Source organism: Novipirellula aureliae (assembly GCF_007860185.1).
Taxonomy (GTDB): domain Bacteria; phylum Planctomycetota; class Planctomycetia; order Pirellulales; family Pirellulaceae; genus Novipirellula_A; species Novipirellula_A aureliae.
This window is the reverse complement of record NZ_SJPY01000001.1, coordinates 1,401,469-1,418,755: the sequence shown is the minus strand read 5'-3', so window position 1 is coordinate 1,418,755 and position 17,287 is coordinate 1,401,469. Positions and strand designations below refer to the sequence as shown.

General features: G+C 52.0%; 15 protein-coding genes and 1 tRNA gene. 15 read left to right on the top strand and 1 reads right to left on the bottom strand.

Annotated elements, in window-relative coordinates; translation table 11 throughout:
* Positions 1-120: 120 nt before the first annotated feature.
* The 4 genes from secY to Q31b_RS05410 all read left to right on the top strand — a co-directional run bounded on the left by secY (position 121) and on the right by Q31b_RS05410 (position 7,145).
* Positions 121-1,521, top strand: a complete 1,401-nt coding sequence (gene secY, locus Q31b_RS05425; protein WP_146598565.1) for a preprotein translocase subunit SecY — start codon at positions 121-123, stop codon at positions 1,519-1,521.
* Positions 1,522-1,572: 51 nt separating this feature from the next.
* Entirely contained in the window at positions 1,573-2,154 is a 582-nt protein-coding gene (locus tag Q31b_RS05420; RefSeq protein ID WP_146598564.1) for an adenylate kinase, read from the top strand.
* A 187-nt stretch (positions 2,155-2,341) separates the two neighbouring features.
* Complete coding sequence (gene rlmKL / locus Q31b_RS05415; RefSeq protein ID WP_146598563.1) at positions 2,342-4,633, top strand: bifunctional 23S rRNA (guanine(2069)-N(7))-methyltransferase RlmK/23S rRNA (guanine(2445)-N(2))-methyltransferase RlmL; 2,292 nt, start codon at positions 2,342-2,344, stop codon at positions 4,631-4,633.
* A gap of 217 nt (positions 4,634-4,850) precedes the next feature.
* The gene (locus tag Q31b_RS05410; RefSeq protein WP_146598562.1) at positions 4,851-7,145 is read left to right on the top strand and encodes a GMC family oxidoreductase N-terminal domain-containing protein; all 2,295 of its coding nucleotides are present in this window, start codon (positions 4,851-4,853) and stop codon (positions 7,143-7,145) included.
* A 63-nt stretch (positions 7,146-7,208) separates the two neighbouring features.
* Here the strand turns inward: Q31b_RS05410 and Q31b_RS05405 are convergent, their stop codons facing one another.
* Positions 7,209-8,594: a peptidylprolyl isomerase gene (locus Q31b_RS05405; RefSeq protein ID WP_146598561.1), complete on the bottom strand. Its 1,386-nt coding sequence runs from the start codon at positions 8,592-8,594 to the stop codon at positions 7,209-7,211.
* A 258-nt stretch (positions 8,595-8,852) separates the two neighbouring features.
* Here Q31b_RS05405 and Q31b_RS05400 point away from each other — a divergent pair.
* From Q31b_RS05400 to Q31b_RS05350, 11 genes are all read left to right on the top strand, one after another.
* Positions 8,853-8,927 (top strand) — tRNA-Pro (locus tag Q31b_RS05400).
* Positions 8,928-9,190: 263 nt separating this feature from the next.
* Positions 9,191-9,616 (top strand): ATPase, encoded by a 426-nt coding sequence (locus Q31b_RS05395; protein WP_231617316.1) that lies wholly within the window; start codon positions 9,191-9,193, stop codon positions 9,614-9,616.
* Positions 9,617-9,618: 2 nt separating this feature from the next.
* Positions 9,619-10,023, top strand: coding sequence for a flagellar basal body rod protein FlgB (locus Q31b_RS05390; protein WP_146598559.1), 405 nt, complete (start codon positions 9,619-9,621; stop codon positions 10,021-10,023).
* A gap of 5 nt (positions 10,024-10,028) precedes the next feature.
* Complete coding sequence (gene flgC / locus Q31b_RS05385) at positions 10,029-10,448, top strand: flagellar basal body rod protein FlgC (protein ID WP_146598558.1); 420 nt, start codon at positions 10,029-10,031, stop codon at positions 10,446-10,448.
* A gap of 86 nt (positions 10,449-10,534) precedes the next feature.
* On the top strand, positions 10,535-10,858 hold the full coding sequence (gene fliE / locus Q31b_RS05380) for a flagellar hook-basal body complex protein FliE (RefSeq protein ID WP_146598557.1): 324 nt from the start codon (positions 10,535-10,537) through the stop codon (positions 10,856-10,858).
* A gap of 63 nt (positions 10,859-10,921) precedes the next feature.
* Complete coding sequence (locus tag Q31b_RS05375; protein WP_146598556.1) at positions 10,922-12,571, top strand: beta-cystathionase; 1,650 nt, start codon at positions 10,922-10,924, stop codon at positions 12,569-12,571.
* 171 nt (positions 12,572-12,742) lie between these two features.
* Positions 12,743-13,924 carry a FliG C-terminal domain-containing protein gene (locus Q31b_RS05370; protein ID WP_146598555.1) on the top strand — a complete coding sequence of 394 codons (1,182 nt, stop codon included), beginning with the start codon at positions 12,743-12,745 and terminating at the stop codon, positions 13,922-13,924.
* Positions 13,925-14,029: 105 nt separating this feature from the next.
* Positions 14,030-14,716, top strand: coding sequence for a FliH/SctL family protein (locus tag Q31b_RS05365; RefSeq protein WP_146598554.1), 687 nt, complete (start codon positions 14,030-14,032; stop codon positions 14,714-14,716).
* A gap of 41 nt (positions 14,717-14,757) precedes the next feature.
* Positions 14,758-16,125, top strand: coding sequence for a FliI/YscN family ATPase (locus Q31b_RS05360; RefSeq protein WP_146598784.1), 1,368 nt, complete (start codon positions 14,758-14,760; stop codon positions 16,123-16,125).
* 31 nt (positions 16,126-16,156) lie between these two features.
* Complete coding sequence (gene fliJ, locus Q31b_RS05355) at positions 16,157-16,624, top strand: flagellar export protein FliJ (protein WP_146598553.1); 468 nt, start codon at positions 16,157-16,159, stop codon at positions 16,622-16,624.
* 5 nt (positions 16,625-16,629) lie between these two features.
* Positions 16,630-17,286 (top strand): hypothetical protein, encoded by a 657-nt coding sequence (locus tag Q31b_RS05350; protein ID WP_146598552.1) that lies wholly within the window; start codon positions 16,630-16,632, stop codon positions 17,284-17,286.
* The last annotated feature ends 1 nt before the right edge of the window (position 17,287 follow it).

Here is a 17,287-nt window from a genome sequence, read left to right as displayed (position 1 = left end):
ATTGACGACATTCCTATCGCTCAAAACCCACCGAAACGGTAAACTCCGCTCTTGGGGAACCGGTTTGTTGTGGCATTTCCGGCATCAATCGCACAGTTAAGCACGAGATAATTTTGACGTATGTTTGAGAAATTGCGAATCATTTTTTCGATTCCCGAGCTTCGTAAGAAGGTTTTGCTGACCATTGGCTTGTTGGCAGTGTATCGGATTGGATTCCACATTCCACTGCCGATGATTGCAACCAACATGGGTGAAGCGGTTGGTGGTGGAGCTGCGGATTTCTTCGAGAAGGTGAGTGTGTTTGCAGCGAGCGATTTGCGGCAAGCAACCATCTTTGGACTCGGTATCATGCCTTATATCTCGGCATCGATTATTTTTCAATTGCTTGGTAGCGTTTACAAGCCGCTTGAGGAATTGAAGAAGGAAGGCGAAGCAGGCCGCAAAAAACTGAATGAATACACTCGTTATTTAACGGTTTTGATTTGTGTCGTGCAAAGTTATATGTATCTAAAGTTCATGTTGATGTCGGGTGGCAATACCGGCTACGGAAACATCAACCCCAACTTCCTTAACTCGGATGCGACCGGACTATTTTTCGGTTGGCAAATCGTCGCCGTGTTGGTCATGACTTGCGGTACGGTCTTCTTGATGTGGCTTGGTGAGCAAATCGATGAGTACGGAATTGGTAACGGGATTAGCTTGTTGATCATGGCAGGCATCTTGGCTCAGATGCCAAAAGCTTTGTACGAATTGATCCGTAACATGAAGACGGAGCTGACTGGGCTTAGTAGGGGCCAGGTTGGCATTGAAACGCTGATTTTGCTTGTGCTGTTGTTTGTTGGTGTGGTGTTCGGGGTTGTGTTTATCACGCTGGGGCAGCGGAAAATCCCGACGCAATCGGCTAAGTTCACGCGTGGTCGCCGGGTCTACGGTGGAACTCGACAATACTTGCCGCTACGAATCAATCAGGCGGGCGTCATGCCGATTATTTTTGCCAGCAGTTTGTTGATGATCCCCGGCGTTATGTTTGGCTTTTTAGCCTCGAGTTTTGAGAGCGGCAGCGGTTTGTTCAACTTTATGAACTTGTCGAGTTTAACGTTGAGCGATCAGACGTCTTACATCTTTAACCTTTTGTATGTCGCTTTGATCTTCTTCTTCTGTTTCTTCTGGACCGCCATCACGTTCAATCCGAAAGAGATGTCGGACAACCTGCGAGACAGTGGGACGTTTATTCCCGGTTATCGACCTGGAAAGCGAACGACCGACTATCTGGAAAAGGTAATGGTTCGGATTACGTATGTCGGTGCAGCGTTCTTGTCAATCGTCGCCATCGTGCCAACGATTGTTTACGGTTCGCTCGGCGTACCTTATTCGATCGCCGGTTTTTACGGAGGCACGGGGCTTCTTATTGCTGTCAGTGTTGCCTTTGACCTGGTGCAAAAGATCGACGCCCACTTGGTGATGCGTAACTATCGCGGACTCTTGGAAGGTGCAGGCGGCGGAACGACTCCCGTTGTCTAGTTCGTCCTTTCCGATTGTTTCGCACCTATTTTCGCAAAGGACGCTTGCCGGATGCGAATCGTATTCATCGGACCGCCTGGTGCGGGCAAAGGGACGCAGTGCAAGCGGTTAGCAAAATTGCTTCATGCCGCTCATTTGTCGACGGGCGACATGCTTCGTAGTGTTGACCGCCACAGCGATCTTGGTAGACGGATCGCTGGGTACATCGACGATGGCGGATTCGCTCCTGATGAATTGATCATGGAAATCGTTACCGCGCGTTTGGCGGAGATCGATTACAACAAGTCATGCTTGTTTGACGGTTTCCCCAGAACACTGCGGCAAGCCGAGATGTTCGATGAAATTCTAGCATCGCAGAATAGTCAAATTGATCTGGTCATCAATCTTGAAGTGGATCGTGACGAGCTAGTCTCTCGTTTGCTCGATCGAGCAAAGGTCGAACATCGCCTCGACGACAATCTCTCTGCCATTAGCACGCGTCTGCAGATCTATTCTACCGTTACCGTTCCGCTGCTAGCGTACTACGGAGAAAAGGGGATAGTCAAAACGATCGATGCAACCGCCTCTGCTGACATCGTCTTTGAGCGGGTCAAAGCCTGCGTTCTCGGACACAGTGGGGATAGACCCAGGTGACTCGCTGCGTTATTCGTTTGGGTCAGAACCAGCGATTGATTGTCAAAATACAGGAACCCGAACCATTGGATTGGCCAAGTTGAAAGCACTCTTCTGGCCTGTTTCTCTGCTATCCCATTTCGGCGGGCAATGGTAATCTAGGTTAAATACCTTTTGCCGTTTTCTATTGTATTCTTTGTGAGTCCCGTTGGCTGATTCGACCCCAAACGCTGCGTCTAACAATCGCGATTCCTACGATTTGATTGCCGCTTGCGCATTCGGACTCGAGGCGATTGTTCGCCGCGAACTACAAGCACTCGATATCGAAGCGAAAATCGGCGAACCTGGGCGAGTTCATTTTGCCGGTTCGCTCGAAACGATTTGTCGAGCCAATTTATGGCTGCGATGCGCGGACCGAATCTTGATTCGTGTTGCCGATTTTCCTGCCGCCGATTTTGATGCATTGTTTGAAACCACTCGCAGTATTGAGTGGGCAAAAATCATTCCAGCCGATTCGGCTTTCCCCGTGACCGGCCGGTCGGTCAAGTCGACACTGACGAGTGTCCCGGCGTGCCAACGGACGGTGAAACGGGCGATCGTTGATGCACTCAAGCGAGACCATCAATGCCAGGAATTGCCGGAAACGGGCTGCGAATTCAAAGTCGATGTGGCAATTTTGAAGGACACTGCGACGTTGACGATCGACACGACGGGGCGCAGTTTGCACCGCCGAGGTTATCGGACACACGTCTCCCAAGCGCCCCTGAAAGAGACGTTGGCGTCCGCATTGGTCATGCTTAGCTACTACAAAGCGGGCAAACCGATGATCGATCCGTTTTGTGGTAGTGGTACGATTCCGATCGAGGCCGCTCGGATAGCACGCAATATTGCTCCTGGGCTTCGACGCGAGTTTTCTTGCCAGGCGTGGCCACAATTCTCAGCAGAGCTATGGCAAGACACGCGTGCGAAGGCCGAAGCTGCGATCTTGCCGCCGCTCGAAGAACGAATCATCGGCTCGGATATTGACGACCGGGTTTTGCGTAGCGCACGCGAAAATGCAGAGCGAGCAGACGTCGCCAACGATATTCACTTTCATGCTCAGCCCATGAGTGAAGTGACCAGCAAACGTCGATTTGGATGTGTGATCACCAATCCGCCGTATGGGCTTCGCATCGGCAGCGAAAACGTTCATGAGCAGCGTGAACTTGACGCGGTCTATGCCTCGATGCCCGACGTGCTGAGGAAGTTGCCGACTTGGTCCCATTTCATCCTGACGGCCTATCCACACTTCGAGCGAGTCGTCGGTCGCTCGGCAGACCGACGACGAAAGTTGTACAACGGACGTATCGAGTGTACCTACTATCAATTCCATGGTCCTAAGCCGGTTATTAACGGGCCTGTTAGCAGTGAGCCTGTTAGCAGTGAGCCTGTTGTAGAAGCCGAGATTCTGAACGAAGCATCGAGGGAGGCCGAGCCCGAGACACGCTCAGCAAAGACGGAAGCGAAGCCGTATGTTCATGCATCGGGGATTCCTGCTTTTGGACATCTATCGGACAAGGGACTCGAGCAAGCCGATTTGTTTGCTCGCCGCTTACAAAAGCGAGCCAAGCACTTGCGACGCTGGCCGACGCGGCGTGGAATTACCTGTTTTCGACTATACGAGCGTGACATTCCTGAGATTCCTTTGGTGGTGGACCGCTACGAAGACAATCTACATATCACCGAATACGACCGACCGCATGATCGCACTCCTGCGGAACATGCCAATTGGCTTGATCTGATGGCCGAGACCGCTGGTAAGACTCTCGACGTTGCCAAGCAAAACATCTATTTCAAACGGCGAGGTCGACAACGTGGCAAAACACAGCATCAGAAAGTCGATCAAACCAACGAGCTAATCGAAGTCAGCGAAGGCGGTTTAAAGTTCCTCGTTAACTTGTCGGACTATGTCGATACCGGGCTCTTCTTGGATCACCGGACAACTCGTCAAATGGTTCGCGAGGCAGCCGAGGGCAAACACTTTTTAAATCTGTTTGCCTACACCGGTGCCTTTTCGGTATATGCCGCTGCTGGTGGAGCAAAGACAACCCTCAGTGTGGATCTGTCGAAGAACTATCTTGATTGGGCCTGGCAGAACATGCGGCTAAACGGTTTCTCTGGTAACGAGCACCGCTACGTTTCGGAAGATGCTCAAACGTTTGTCCGTGAGCATCCAGCGGGTGAAAAGTATGATTTGGTTGTCTTTGACCCGCCAACATTTTCCAACAGCAAACGGACCGAAAACGATTGGGATGTTCAAAAGGATGCGATCTTGCTGTTGCTTGATCTTTTGCCACTCGTGCGAAAGGGAGGCGTCATCTATTTCTCAACCAATTTCCGTCAATTCAAGTTTGATCCTCAAGTGTTACCCGTTGCTCAGGTCCATGAGATTTCGAGCCAAACCGTGCCAGAGGATTTTCGCAACCGACGCATCCACCGCTGTTGGAGGATCGTCCGATAGTCCCTCTAATCGTTACATTCGTTACCGGACGCCGCGATAATGGTTGCAAAGCTCAAAAACCAACGCTTTCATTTTCGGGAAACCAGGAGGATGCCGATAGAGATGGAGCGCTGATTTGGCGGCTGCGCACAGAAAACGTAGCCTAGGCTTCCAGCTTGGGAATACTTGAATACCCAGGCTAGAAGCCTAGGCCACCTTAACCCGGGATAGAGCAAGGATGCTGGACTTCTCTGGACTCGAAACTTTTTCGCGTCGTGATTTCTTCAAGACTGCCACCGCTGCTGGACTTTTGCCTTTCGGGCTCGGGGCGTCTGAAACACAGATCGCGGAAGACCCATTAGGAAAGGTTCGTACCAAACGTTTCCCCACACTCGTTGCGATCATCTCGGCGCAAATCGATTCATTGTGGTGCGGCCATCAAGGCGACGACGCCTGCACGGTTGCTCGTGAGGTCCTGATCTATGCTGATCATCTTCCCAAGAGGTTGCAGCAAGGCATCAACGTCGCATTGTTATGGCTAAACGTCTACAGTATCAAGCACACCGGACACCAACTGCACAAGCTTTCGCACCGTCGGCTTCGTGAAGTCCTCAACCAAGGTGAAACGCATTGCCAAAGTGGATCGTTGCCGAGGATCGAGTGGTGTGAAGATCATTTGCTACACACTGCGATAAGCGGTATCACGATGCTCGGGCGATTGGTCATCCATTCTCGTACGCCAGCTCGAGAATGGATTGGTGGCGGATGGTCGAAACAATGCGAATCCTCCACCTCGCTTGTCTCGGTGCCCGCGCCACCGTTGGCGGATCTATCGAATCACTACGATGTCTGTATTATTGGCAGCGGAGCCGGAGGAGCGACGGTAGCGGAGAGGGCTACCCGCGCAGGGCTTCGTGTCCTGATTGTTGATGTTGGAGATTTCATCAGCCCCGATGGTTTGATTCAAAAACTGCCTCAGCCCGACGGATCCACTTGTCTTTCACCACCCCGCAGCGATCAAGTTTTGTATCGACTCTACAAGGACGGAGCTGGCCAAATTGCAGGCGGGCTTGGAAAGGTTCGCTCGAAACTTCAACTCGCTATTCCAGCCCTGCGAAAGAAAATTCCTCCCAAGCAAACGGTCAACGTTTGTCAAGCGAGGGTTTTTGGTGGCGGACCGTATGTCAACAATGCCATTCACCTGCCGATCTTAGAGTCGGTCTACCAATCATGGAATCAGCGTCAACCGAGCGGCGTTTCTTATGCCGAGTTTTCGGGGTTGATGCAACTGATTTGCTGCGAACTTGGCGTCAACACGGAGGTCACCGAATCGCAAATTAGCGACCGCAGCATGCGATTCGCTGAAGGCTGCCACGCTCTTGGCGAACATGTTCAACCATTGCCCGTCGCGATGCGGCGAGAATGCTCGGGTTGTGGTAGTGATAATTCGGTCGACAGTTTCGGTGACCATATTGGTGGTATTCATCCCTACCAACCGGGCCAGAGCAACAGCTTTTTGACCGCCGCGATGAATGCACCGCTGCCGGCTGATGTTTCCTACCGAACCGAAGCCAGGCGTTTGCAAATCACTCGAGACGAAGCGGGATCGCTTCAAGTCGCTGGCGTCGAGGTTTGCCGGAAAGAAGAATCGGGTTGCTCGACGCATTCGACAATCCAAGCGGATCAGTTCGTCGTGGCAGCGGGGATCGGGGAAACGAATCGCTTGCTAAGCCATAGTCTTTCTCGTGTTGGACTCTCCAATCAACACCTCGGGAAACGTTTGACGGCGAATATCGGCACGGCGATGTATGCAATGTTTGACAAGCCGATTTGGCCATCAAACAGCGAGCGACCTGAGCCAGGAGTGACCCAGTGCTTTTTGGTGGACCGCCGGAATATTATGGAGAATGGCAAAATGGTGGAGGAGCCAGCGCTCGAGAATTGGTTCCATTTTCCTGGGACGGTCGCCTTGGCGTTGACTGGATGGTTTTCGGAGTTCGCAAATGTGATGCGAAAGTTCAACCACTTGTCGATGTCGGGGATTGTGGTTCCAACCAAGGTTCGCCCAACCAACTATGTGGATTGCTGTGGCGACTTTCATTTGGAATTTGATTGTGAAGAATTCGAAATGCTGCTTCGTGGCATGCGGCGGATCGCAAGGATCTATTTTGCGGCGGCCAAGCCGGACGATGGGGTTACCTTGCATTTGCCGACCAAAGCAATTTTAATGCGTTTTGGCCGGCCAGCTTGTATTCGAACGATGGACGACTTCGAATGGGCACTCGCTCAAATACGTCGCCGTGGTCCAGCGTTTGTCAACTTGTTAACGACACACCCACAGGGCGGTGCCTCGCTCGGCGATGTCGTCGATCCTGAAACGTTTCGGATGAAGACGGATGGTGGTGAGTTGATTAGCAATCTAACGGTCGCCGATTCATCGATCTTTCCTGCTGGCTGTGAAATCAACCCTCAGTTGACGCTCAAGGCATTGGCAACCTTGGCGGCGAGACGAATGTTGGAGTGTCGGCCCTAGCCGATCCGGGGGGGCGTGAGCCGTTGCCTTGTCGTTTGATGATATTTTCCAGCGATGGTCGCCTTAGTACTTTCCGTTATCCGTCTCAACATAAACGGGCTCAGGCATCGAATCAGGTTTGCGGATGACTTCTGTTTCAATGATTCGGTCGGGTGGCATAATGATTTCGCCTTTCTTTTTCTCCTTCGAAGGATCGACCCGGCGAATTTCTGTAAGCAAATCCATTCCCTCAATCACTCGGCCGAAGACCGTTTGATTTTCGCTCACGAAAGGCAAGGGAGTAAAGAAGATCGCAAATTGACTACTTGCACTGTTTTCAACAAACTCACCATCCCCCATAGGCATTTTTGCCATCGCTAACGATCCACGGAACGCATTGCGAGCGTTTTCACGAGTGTGTTCGTCGACCAAGAATTGCCCCGTGTTGCCCGAACCTTGACCGGTTTCGTCACCCGTTAGCGCCAATAAATCGTCCAGTACCTGATGGAAATCCAATCCGTCGTAATAGCCTTCTTCAACCAACTTGATGAAGTTGGCGACCGCCGAGGGCGCTTCATTCAGGAACAACTCGACAACGATGTCACCCTTGGTTGTTTTGATATGCACGCGGGGCAGTTCGCTTTGTTCATCGATTTTGCGTTGCTCGAGTTCCTCTTTCCATTGACTCTCAAGAATGTCCATTTGATAGAGAAAGCGTTTGTCTAGATCCTCCAATGCTTCAGGGTTCATGTACTCATAGATTTTTCTGGCTATCTCAAAGTCGCCACAACAAACCGATGACCGTGCAACGGCTTGGAACAAGAACGCCTGATTGAAGTTCAGGTCAAGAAGCAAGGAACCGGCACGCATGGTCCGTTCGGAGTAATTTGTTTTATCGTACTCATGTTGAACCATTGTCAAAACGAACTGGGCGGCATCTGAATCGGGGACATAAAATAGCAGGTTGTAGGCCGCTTCAAAAACCTCTTCCATCAATTGGCGAGCATTGATTCTTTCCTGCCGATACTGCTCGAGAGCTTGCGGTGTTCGATCTTCTCCATTCATATAGCGAATATGAATTTCACGCATCTTCAGCACGGAACTGCGAAGTCGAACTTCGGCATTTTCAAAAGCGGCCTTCGCCGCCTTGCCTTCTTCGGTCGTGGGAACGGAAGAAATGGCGGGGGCAGCGGGTTGCCCGGATTCCTCTATCGCCGGCGATTCGATCTCAATCGGTTGCTCCAGATCCCCGCCTTGCAAATCATCGTCCTGTTCAGCGTTATCACTCGGATCGTTCTCAGCTGGCGAAACGATCTTTAGTGGCTGTTCGTTCTCAGCTGGCGAGACGATCTTTAGTGGCTGTTCGGTCACTTGCGGCATCGCAACCGCCGAATGGGAGTCAAAGAGTCCGAGGGCCCCCGAACACAACAGGGGAAAAACGGTGGACCAAATAAAGAGCCGACGATTCATTAAAAAACCAAACAATTAGGAACAAGCGGAAAAAAATTAGTCTGGAAAAGGCTTTGACCAGACGATATGAAGATCATACAAGAGAAACGGTATCACGGTTCGCCACCGTTTTACGGTTCTGTTGGAGAAACCGGGCAGAAAAACCAAAGATCTTGAAAAAATATCATTTTTGGATGCGAAGTGAACCTTTCGCAAAATCGATTCGTCCGTTAATCTGTGCGGACAAAGAGGATGGAGGGCATTAAAAATGCTCACCAACGGGGCGTAGCTCAGCCTGGCTAGAGCGCCTGGTTTGGGACCAGGAGGTCGCATGTTCGAATCATGTCGCCCCGATCAACGAAAACCCTGTGTTTTACTAGTAAAACACAGGGTTTTTTCGTTTTTGTCCGAATGGATGGTTTGTACCGCGGGGCTGACGCAAAAAACAGCACGAAATGGTTCGAAACCAATGGTGGATGCTGGAGCGTCCTTAAGGGGGGGGGCTGCGTCCTGCAAGGGTGCGGCAAACTCGTATTGCGTTGAGACTTCTCTATTCGCTATCAGCGGAGCAGCGTTTGAATTTTTCTCTGCAAACAAGATGATCGCGGGAGCCTATCGTGTCACATCATTGGATCGACCCAAAAGCATGTCAATCTTTAGCCATTCTTGTAGAAACGGTGTCGTGTGCCTTGTTAACCCAACATTCGTCACCGATTTGCGTTGAGGTGGACGTTGAACCCGAACTGCCGGTTCCCGGCGATGGCGAGAAAATCGCGGATCTGGTTCGCAACATGGTTGGCCAAGCGATTGAGCACATGGGGAGCAAGGGGGGAGAGTTGATGATAACGGCGGTCGATTCGGCAACCGGCGTCGAATTGGAGATTGCTGATTCAGGCCCTGCGCTCGAGGAACGTCATACAACGATTCCGTTCGCGGCGGCGGCCCTTGGTGCGAAAGTGCGTTGGCAGAATTGTCCTCAAGGAGGCGTTGCCGCAACGGTCGCGTTTCGTCCTCAAGCAGGCGCATCACGAATGGCGGCATAAACATGTTAGGCATCTTTCAATCGAGCACGATTCCGGCTCTCGAACAATCGCTCTCGTTTGCACAAAAAAGACACGAATTGCTCGCTGGCAATTTGGCGAATATGGATACGCCTGGTTATCGGTCGCGAGACTTGGATGTTGATGAGTTCCAAAACGCGCTCGCCGAATCGGTACACAATTCGAAAGTCGCGAATGCAGCTGGCCGAGTGGGGCCAGTCACTCGAGACGATTTGTTTGCGGGACCACGAGCGGCGACCGAGCAGGTGGTGTTCCATGACGGGAACGATGTTTCGATGGAAAACCAAATTATGAATATCTCAAAGAACCAACATCTGCACAGTTTAGCGATAACGACGATGCGAAGCCAATTTGCTTTGCTTCGCGCAGCAATCACCGAAAGGGCATAAGAAACATGTTAAGTTCTCTCGACATCAGCACCTCCGCTCTCGTGGCACAGCGAACCCGCCTCAACGCAATCAGTGGCAATATCGCGAACATCTCATCACTGACCGACGAGGATGGAAACCCTAGTGCCTATCGAGCTCGGCAAGTGGTTTTTCAGACCGATGATTCGTTGTCGACAACAGGAGCCTCGGGGGTGAAGGTGTCCGAGATAAAGGTCGATGACTCGGAACCACTCTACCGCTATCAACCCAACCATCCGCTGGCGATCGAAGAAGGGAAATGGAAAGGCTATGTGGCATACCCCAATATCGATTTGACAACGGAGATGGTGGATGCACTCGAAACGACTCGCGCGTACGAGGCGAACGTCGGAGTGATGGAGATCAGCAAGAATTTAGGGAGAGAAACCCTGTCCATTTTGGCATAAAACCATCTGAAAAGGAGGCTGACCCTTTTATGGAGGCCCTTTTTTTGACGGCTAGCATCCTTTTCGGACAAAAGACGCTTTGATTCATGAAACCGATTCCTTCCTTCCAACCGCCGCAGCGCCCCGTCAATCCGTTTCTTCACGGTCAGCCAATCAAACCTGGCGGAGCTTCGGCTCTCAGTTCCGACGCGGGGTCGTTCGCCAAGTTGATGGGGGATCAGGTCAAGAACGTGAACACGATGCAAACCAATGCCGACTCGATGGTTCATTCGTTGTTAACGGGCGGCGATGTGAATGAAGCCGAAGTGCTGACATCGGTCCAGAAAGCCGATTTGGCGTTTCGTATGTTGTTGCAGGTCCGCAACAAGCTACTTGAAGCCTACCGAGAAGTACAACAAATACAAATCTAAATTGCAACAATATCGCTCCGTTCAGAGAGCTGAGCGACCCTTACACCAACTCACGATTCATCGATGAACTTCGTTAATCAAACAACCGAACAAATTCGCGAAACGCTTAAAGCGATGCCGATGCAATCGCGGGTCATTACGATCATGTTGGTGGCGGCGATAGCGATCGGACTTGGCTTCTTGGTTCGCGGTAACGGTTCGGTCAGTCACGAGGTTTTATTCGGTGGACGGGTGCTTGGTGAAAACGAAATCGATGCGGTCGAATTGGCCTTCAGCCATGCGGGTTTGAACGATTGGGAACGTGAAGGACGCCGTATCCGGATTCCAAAGGCATCGCGATCGGACTATTTGGCGGCGATCGAAGAATCGGCATCTTTACCGCTTTCGCTGCGCACCAACACCCAAACGGCGATCAACAGCGCCAGTCCTTTCGAATCGAGTGAACAGCGGCTTGCTCGTGAGATGCACGCCAAAGAGCAAGATCTTGGCGGCCATTTGAGTCGCTTCCCCGACATTAAATTCGCTAGTGTCGAGTATGATCGTGCGGAACGGTTTGGTCTCAACCGAGCACGCCCACAATCCGCTAGTGTGATGGTCACCCCCGAAGGAACCCAGCCACTATCGAAGCAACGGATCGAGCAGATCAAGGATCTCATTCGAGCTTCTTATGCGGGGATGAGTAATGATGATATCGCCGTGATTGACACCAATTCCGACGGTTCGACGTTGTTTAACGAGGACGCGGACCCATTGGCGGCCAAGCGGCGGGAAGAGGAAGCGTTTTACGAACAGAAAATCCGTAAGCACTTGATCGGTTATGGAACCGGCCTCAGCGTATCGGTTTATGCCGAGATCGATCCGACGATGGATGTAGAAAAGACGGTGTTGAAGTATGACAGTGAGCGAACGACTCTGCAGGATAAATCGAAAAAGGTTGAAGAGCAGAGCTCACGCCCCATGAACCAAGGCGTCCCCGGTGCGTCCCCGAACGGAGTAGGGAACCGATCCGCTAGTATCGATGATCCATCGCAAACCGTTCAAACATCGCGAGTGAAAGAGGATGAGCGAGAAAGTGTTGGGGTGGCGGGCCAACAATACGAAAATTCTCGTATCGCGTCGCTGCGAACCGAGCGAGTGCGTGCCTCGATTGGGTTACCAGAGAGCTATTACAGCGATGTCTGGCCCCAGGCCTGGCTCCGCGACAATCCTGATAAGGATATTTCAGATGTGCCTGCGATGCGAACGGCGGATCTAGAAAAGATGCGACAGGAAGTGAAATCGAAAATCGAACGGGCCGTCATCCCTCTATTGCCGGAAGTCAATGCGGGGGAGAGCAAGATTGAGCTTGTGGAGGTTTGGGATTACCCCGCACTACCGTTGGCCGACGTGTCTGAACCCGAGACCGCCAAGTTGGCGCTAACGTGGTTGGCCCAAAATTGGCAAACGATGGCGTTGATCTTTTTGGCTCTGATTGCTCTTCTCGTTGCTCGATCCGCGATCAAGAGTGGTGGAGACAGTGTTCCGAGCGAATTCAACGAAGGCTTTGGTTTGGAACTTCCGTCACCTCCTGTGGATAGGGTTCCGGAATCGGAGAAGACGGAAACGATGGAGATAACAGGGGGCAGTTTGAAAGACGAATTGATCAAGATTGTAGAAGACAATCCCGAGGTCGCTGCCAACGTTATTCGCAGCTGGGTCGCTGATGCGGCCTAGTAGCCGCGTCTTTGCGAGACGCGAATTGTCTCCCAAACCCGATTGGATTTGCACCCACTATCTCGCCGTCTCGGAGAGTCGCCGCGACTGCTCTTTCTTTTTTTCACGTCTATCGTTTACATAGAAGGCATCCCTTCCACACAAATATCTGTTTTGGAATTTGCTGCTGCTATGAATGTCGCTCAACCACCCACAGCAAGTCACAGTGCAACCGCCGACCGGGAAGCCAATCTTCGACGTGTTGCGATTGTGCTGAGCAGTTTACCGCCATCCGTCTCAGCTAACTTGATTGGCAGTATCGATGCTGAAACCAAGAAACTCCTTCGCCGTGCGATGACAACGTTGTCGGACGTCGATCCGCTTGAACGCCAGCGTGCTTTGGCCTCGTTTAAGGGTATGGTCGAACATCCTGCATCGTCCTCCTTCGAAGCGAATCCGATCGACGAGGTTTCGTTCAGCAATGCCTCGGCATCGGCACAGCAAAGTCACGTGGTCAAGCGATCCTCTCCGTCGACGACCGCAAGTTCAAACAATTCCGATTCGGTGGCCAACTCACCGCTCGCTTTCCTTGGCGACGCAGAAGATGATTTGTTAGTCAAGTTGTTGTCGGAAGAGCATCCTCAAGCCGCAGCATTGGTTCTCGCATCGATCTCACCTGCTCAAGCCGCTCGTATCATTCCGCGTCTCGACGCAGCCATCCAAAGCGATGCTCTCGGACGGATTGGTCGCTTGGGAGAGGTCCCCGAAGAGGCGGTCGAAGAGTTGGCGATGCATCTAAAGACACGAGTCGAGCAGATGATGCAGCAGCAGAAACGGTCCTCAGGGCAGCGGGCCTTAAACGCAATTTTGGCTGCAATGCCCAAAGAGCAACCCGAGTCGCAAAAACCATCGCAACCCGTCAATCGACTGCCCATAATTGTGAGCGAGTCGGTGGACCATTCTGACGTGGACGATTCCAAGAGGCACACCGAAATCCACTCGCTACGGGTTGCCCCAGGGACATCGGTTGACCCAAAACCGAAAGTCCATGCTGCGAAGACTTCGGTTCGAACAACACCGTCGGTATTGGACTCTACCGACGCGACCCATCAATACTTGACCAAGCTTTCGGCGAGAGAGCTGTGTTTGGGATTGGGGCTGGTTGATACCAATCAAGCACTACTGGCGCTCTGTGGGTTGCCGAAGTCGGTCTGTGATGCAGCGATGAAGTTTCTGCCTCGCAACCAAGCGAAACAGGTGCGTTCGCAAATGAATTCACTAACATCGATCCAACTGCACGAAATTGATGCGGCAAAAGCGGCCGTCGTCCATGCTCTGCATAAAAACCGCGAAACCACCAAGATGGCAGCGTAGTGTTTTGAAAAAAGTAGCCTAGGCTCCCAGCCTGGGAATCGCAAAACTCCCAGGCTAGAAGTCTGGGCCACCAAGAACTTTCCGAGAATCCCATTAAGATAGCCAATGGCAACCGTACTGAAGTCCGACCGACCAATCGATCCTTCCGAAGCCTCCCGAAAAGTGAGCGGTTTGGCCGGTTTTAATCTCGATGACTTTGCTGACCAAGGTCGAATCCGAATAGAGCAATGCAAAGCGGAAATCCAAAATCGGTTTGACGAAGCACGCAAGGAGGCAGAGTTGATCCGCAAGCAGGCTCACGAAAAAGGGTATGCGGAGGGACTCGAAAAAGCGGCTCGTGATTCGGACCAGCGAGTCAAGCAGGAAGCCGAAATGTTGGCCAGTCAATCCTTGGCGACGATTCACGAGGCGGTCAAGCAATTGCACGAAACCTACGATCGATGGATGCAAGAGTACCGTGACTCGCTCTCGGCGATCGCTATTAGCGCTTCGGAGAAGGTAATCAAGGGCAAGTTGGGGAAAGATGCTGGGATCCTGCTTTCTTGGGCTGATGAGGCTGTCCGTAGCACTCGCTCGGCCACTCGACTGACGTTGGCGGTCCATCCTGAGACGCTGGCCAACTTAGGCCAAGCGTTTGATGATTTACTCGCCTCGCCCGATTTACCCGAGCAAACGATGGTTGAACCCGATGAATCGGTTGCGATCGATTCGGTCGTTGTCCGCCAACCCGGAGGCGAGATTCGTGCGGGACTTGAGGATCAACTCGATCAATTGCGGGAGCTGTTGTCGTGAGTGCTACTCCATTTTGTTACACAAGTCACCCGCCAAAAATCATGATGCCTGAACCGACTGCGAAGATGATTCGCGAATCGGTCGGCTTCAAGATTTTTGGTCGTATCGCTGCCGTACGTGGCGAAGCGATTGAGATTGAAGGGATGACGGCACCGATCGGGTCGATTTGCGAAATCAATCCTGACACAGCGGATCGTCGCTTGGCAAAAGTGATCGGCTTTGATGGAAACCGACCGATTTTGGCACCGATGGAAACGATGTCAGCGATCTCAGCCGGTGATCGTGTTCGATTGGTCAGCCGCGGCATGAGTCTACGTAGCGGGCCTTCTCTTTGTGGTCGAGTCATCGATGCATTTGGTCGACCGATTGATGGGATGCCATTGCCCGATGATCTGACACCCGTTGATCCACAAAGAGCAGCTCCTGAGTCACTCGACCGCCCACCGATCGATACACCGTTGCAAACGGGGGTTCGTGCCATCGACTCGATGTTGACATGCGGCAATGGCCAACGTTTGGGGATTTTTGCTGGTTCAGGCGTGGGGAAAAGCACGCTGCTGGGTATGCTGGCGCGGGGATCGAGTGCAGATCGGATCGTGATTTGCATGGTTGGCGAGCGGGGACGCGAGGTTCAAGAATTTATCCAACGTAGTTTGGGCGAAGCGGGATTGCGCCGCAGTGTGGTCGTCGTCGCGACGAGCGACCGACCGGCGGCCCAACGAATTGCCGCGACTTGGACGGCAACAGCGATTGCTGAATCGTTTCGGGATGAAGGGAAAAACGTTCTATTGCTGGTTGACTCGGTGACACGATTGGCAATGGCGCAACGGGAACTTGGCTTGGCAGCTGGCGAGCCACCGACGACGCGTGGCTATCCGCCAAGCGTGTTCAACCTGCTGCCACAGGTGGTGGAAAGAGCGGGAAGGACCGAAAAGGGGGCGATCACGGCTTTTTATACCGTGTTGGTAGAAGGTGACGATAATAACGAACCGATTGCCGATACCCTGCGTGGTCTACTCGACGGTCACATTGTCCTTAGCCGCGACTTGGCAGCCCAAGCACAATGGCCACCGATCGATGTTTTGCAGAGTCTAAGTCGGTTGCAACCGCATTTGGTAAGCCCTGCGACACTGAAAGCGGCGTCGACCGCCAGAGGTCATTTGAGTGTTTACAAGAAGAACGCCGATTTGATTTCAATCGGAGCCTACCGCGGCGGTAGCGACCCGGTTGTCGACGCAGCCATTGCGATGCGTGATCCGATGAAGTTGTTCCTCTCTCAGGGGGCTGAAGAAATCGCCCCAATGGAGCAAACCTTAGCGGCTCTGGAAGGCTTGGAAAAAGTAGCCGTGTCTCTCCGAGACACGAATGCCGCGTCACGGAGAGACGCAGCTACGACGTTGAACCAATGACCAATGACCAATGACCAATGACCAATGACCAATGAAAAACTTCCAATTTAGATTTCTGTCGATCTTGAACCTTCGCCGCCGTGAACGCGATGAGGCCGGGGGCATGGTGGGCGAAGCGAATGCGGCGATCGCAAAAGTTCAAAGCCAGATCGAAACGATCGAGGAAGAACGACGCATGCTATCGGTTGAAGAGCAAACGACTCGCGTCGGCGATATTTCCGTCGATCGTTTGCTAGCCAAAGGACGTTATGACTTGCAGTTGCAGGCCGATATTCAAGGTCTTCGAGAGACGTTGGGAAAGCTGGCCGACGAACTCGACCGTCGACAAGTGCGTCTTCGCCAAGCTGAGACGGAAGTCAAGAAATTTGAACGGATGATGGAGATCGATTCGGATCGCTATCGAAACGAAATGGATCGACAAGAACAAATGGAACTCGATGAAATGAGTAACCGTCGCGGTGCCATCTCGCGTCGTACTCATGCGAAGAACCGAGATTGATAAATATGCTCAATAAACTGCTAACGGCCTTTGTCGCTTTCTGTGTTGCTACCGTTTTGTTTCAACTCATCCTATTGGGATATGTTTTGACACGTGGAACGGCCAACGGTGACACCATGGCTCAAATCATTGGACTAATGAATGGAATCGATATCTCGGGCAACCGCTTGCAGCAAATTTTGAAACAGGGCGAAGATCGCGAACAGCCCAACTTTGAAGAGATTCTGCAGGCACGCAAAATGGAGAGCTTGGAGATGGACATGCGACTGCGAAGCCAAAACGAATACCGCGATGACTTGAGTCGAATGTCGGCCGAATTGCGAGATCAGCGAGAGTTTTTTGACGAGCGACGGGAAGCATTCAAAGAAAAATTAAAAAAAATGGAAGAGGGGGCTCGCGACAAAGGAATCCAAGAAGTGCAAAGAACCCTGCAATCTCTCGATGCGGCGCAAGCCAAAGACCAACTTTTGAGAATTTATGACGATGAAAGAATTGATGAGGTCGTTAATATCATTCAAGCTATGCCAATCGATAAACGAAAAGATATACTGGCGGAGTTTGCTGCACCAGACGAAGCAGAGAAATTAGCCGAAATCCTACGTCGCATCGGCGAAGGTTATCCAACCACTGCACTCATTAAGCAAGCGGCTGGCGATATCTAAG

Bases quoted from the DNA above. Each gene is read 5' to 3' on its own strand.
- Q31b_RS05420 (WP_146598564.1), top strand. From the start codon at position 1,573: ATGCGAATCGTATTCATCGGACCGCCTGGTGCGGGCAAAGGGACGCAG.
- Q31b_RS05360 (WP_146598784.1), top strand. From the start codon at position 14,758: ATGATGCCTGAACCGACTGCGAAGATGATTCGCGAATCGGTCGGCTTC.
- Q31b_RS05365 (WP_146598554.1), top strand. From the start codon at position 14,030: ATGGCAACCGTACTGAAGTCCGACCGACCAATCGATCCTTCCGAAGCC.
- Q31b_RS05405 (WP_146598561.1), bottom strand. From the start codon at position 8,594: ATGAATCGTCGGCTCTTTATTTGGTCCACCGTTTTTCCCCTGTTGTGT.
- Q31b_RS05370 (WP_146598555.1), top strand. From the start codon at position 12,743: ATGAATGTCGCTCAACCACCCACAGCAAGTCACAGTGCAACCGCCGAC.
- fliJ (WP_146598553.1), top strand. From the start codon at position 16,157: ATGAAAAACTTCCAATTTAGATTTCTGTCGATCTTGAACCTTCGCCGC.
- Q31b_RS05410 (WP_146598562.1), top strand. From the start codon at position 4,851: ATGCTGGACTTCTCTGGACTCGAAACTTTTTCGCGTCGTGATTTCTTC.
- Q31b_RS05375 (WP_146598556.1), top strand. From the start codon at position 10,922: ATGAACTTCGTTAATCAAACAACCGAACAAATTCGCGAAACGCTTAAA.
- fliE (WP_146598557.1), top strand. From the start codon at position 10,535: ATGAAACCGATTCCTTCCTTCCAACCGCCGCAGCGCCCCGTCAATCCG.
- flgC (WP_146598558.1), top strand. From the start codon at position 10,029: ATGTTAAGTTCTCTCGACATCAGCACCTCCGCTCTCGTGGCACAGCGA.
- Q31b_RS05350 (WP_146598552.1), top strand. From the start codon at position 16,630: ATGCTCAATAAACTGCTAACGGCCTTTGTCGCTTTCTGTGTTGCTACC.
- secY (WP_146598565.1), top strand. From the start codon at position 121: ATGTTTGAGAAATTGCGAATCATTTTTTCGATTCCCGAGCTTCGTAAG.
- Q31b_RS05390 (WP_146598559.1), top strand. From the start codon at position 9,619: ATGTTAGGCATCTTTCAATCGAGCACGATTCCGGCTCTCGAACAATCG.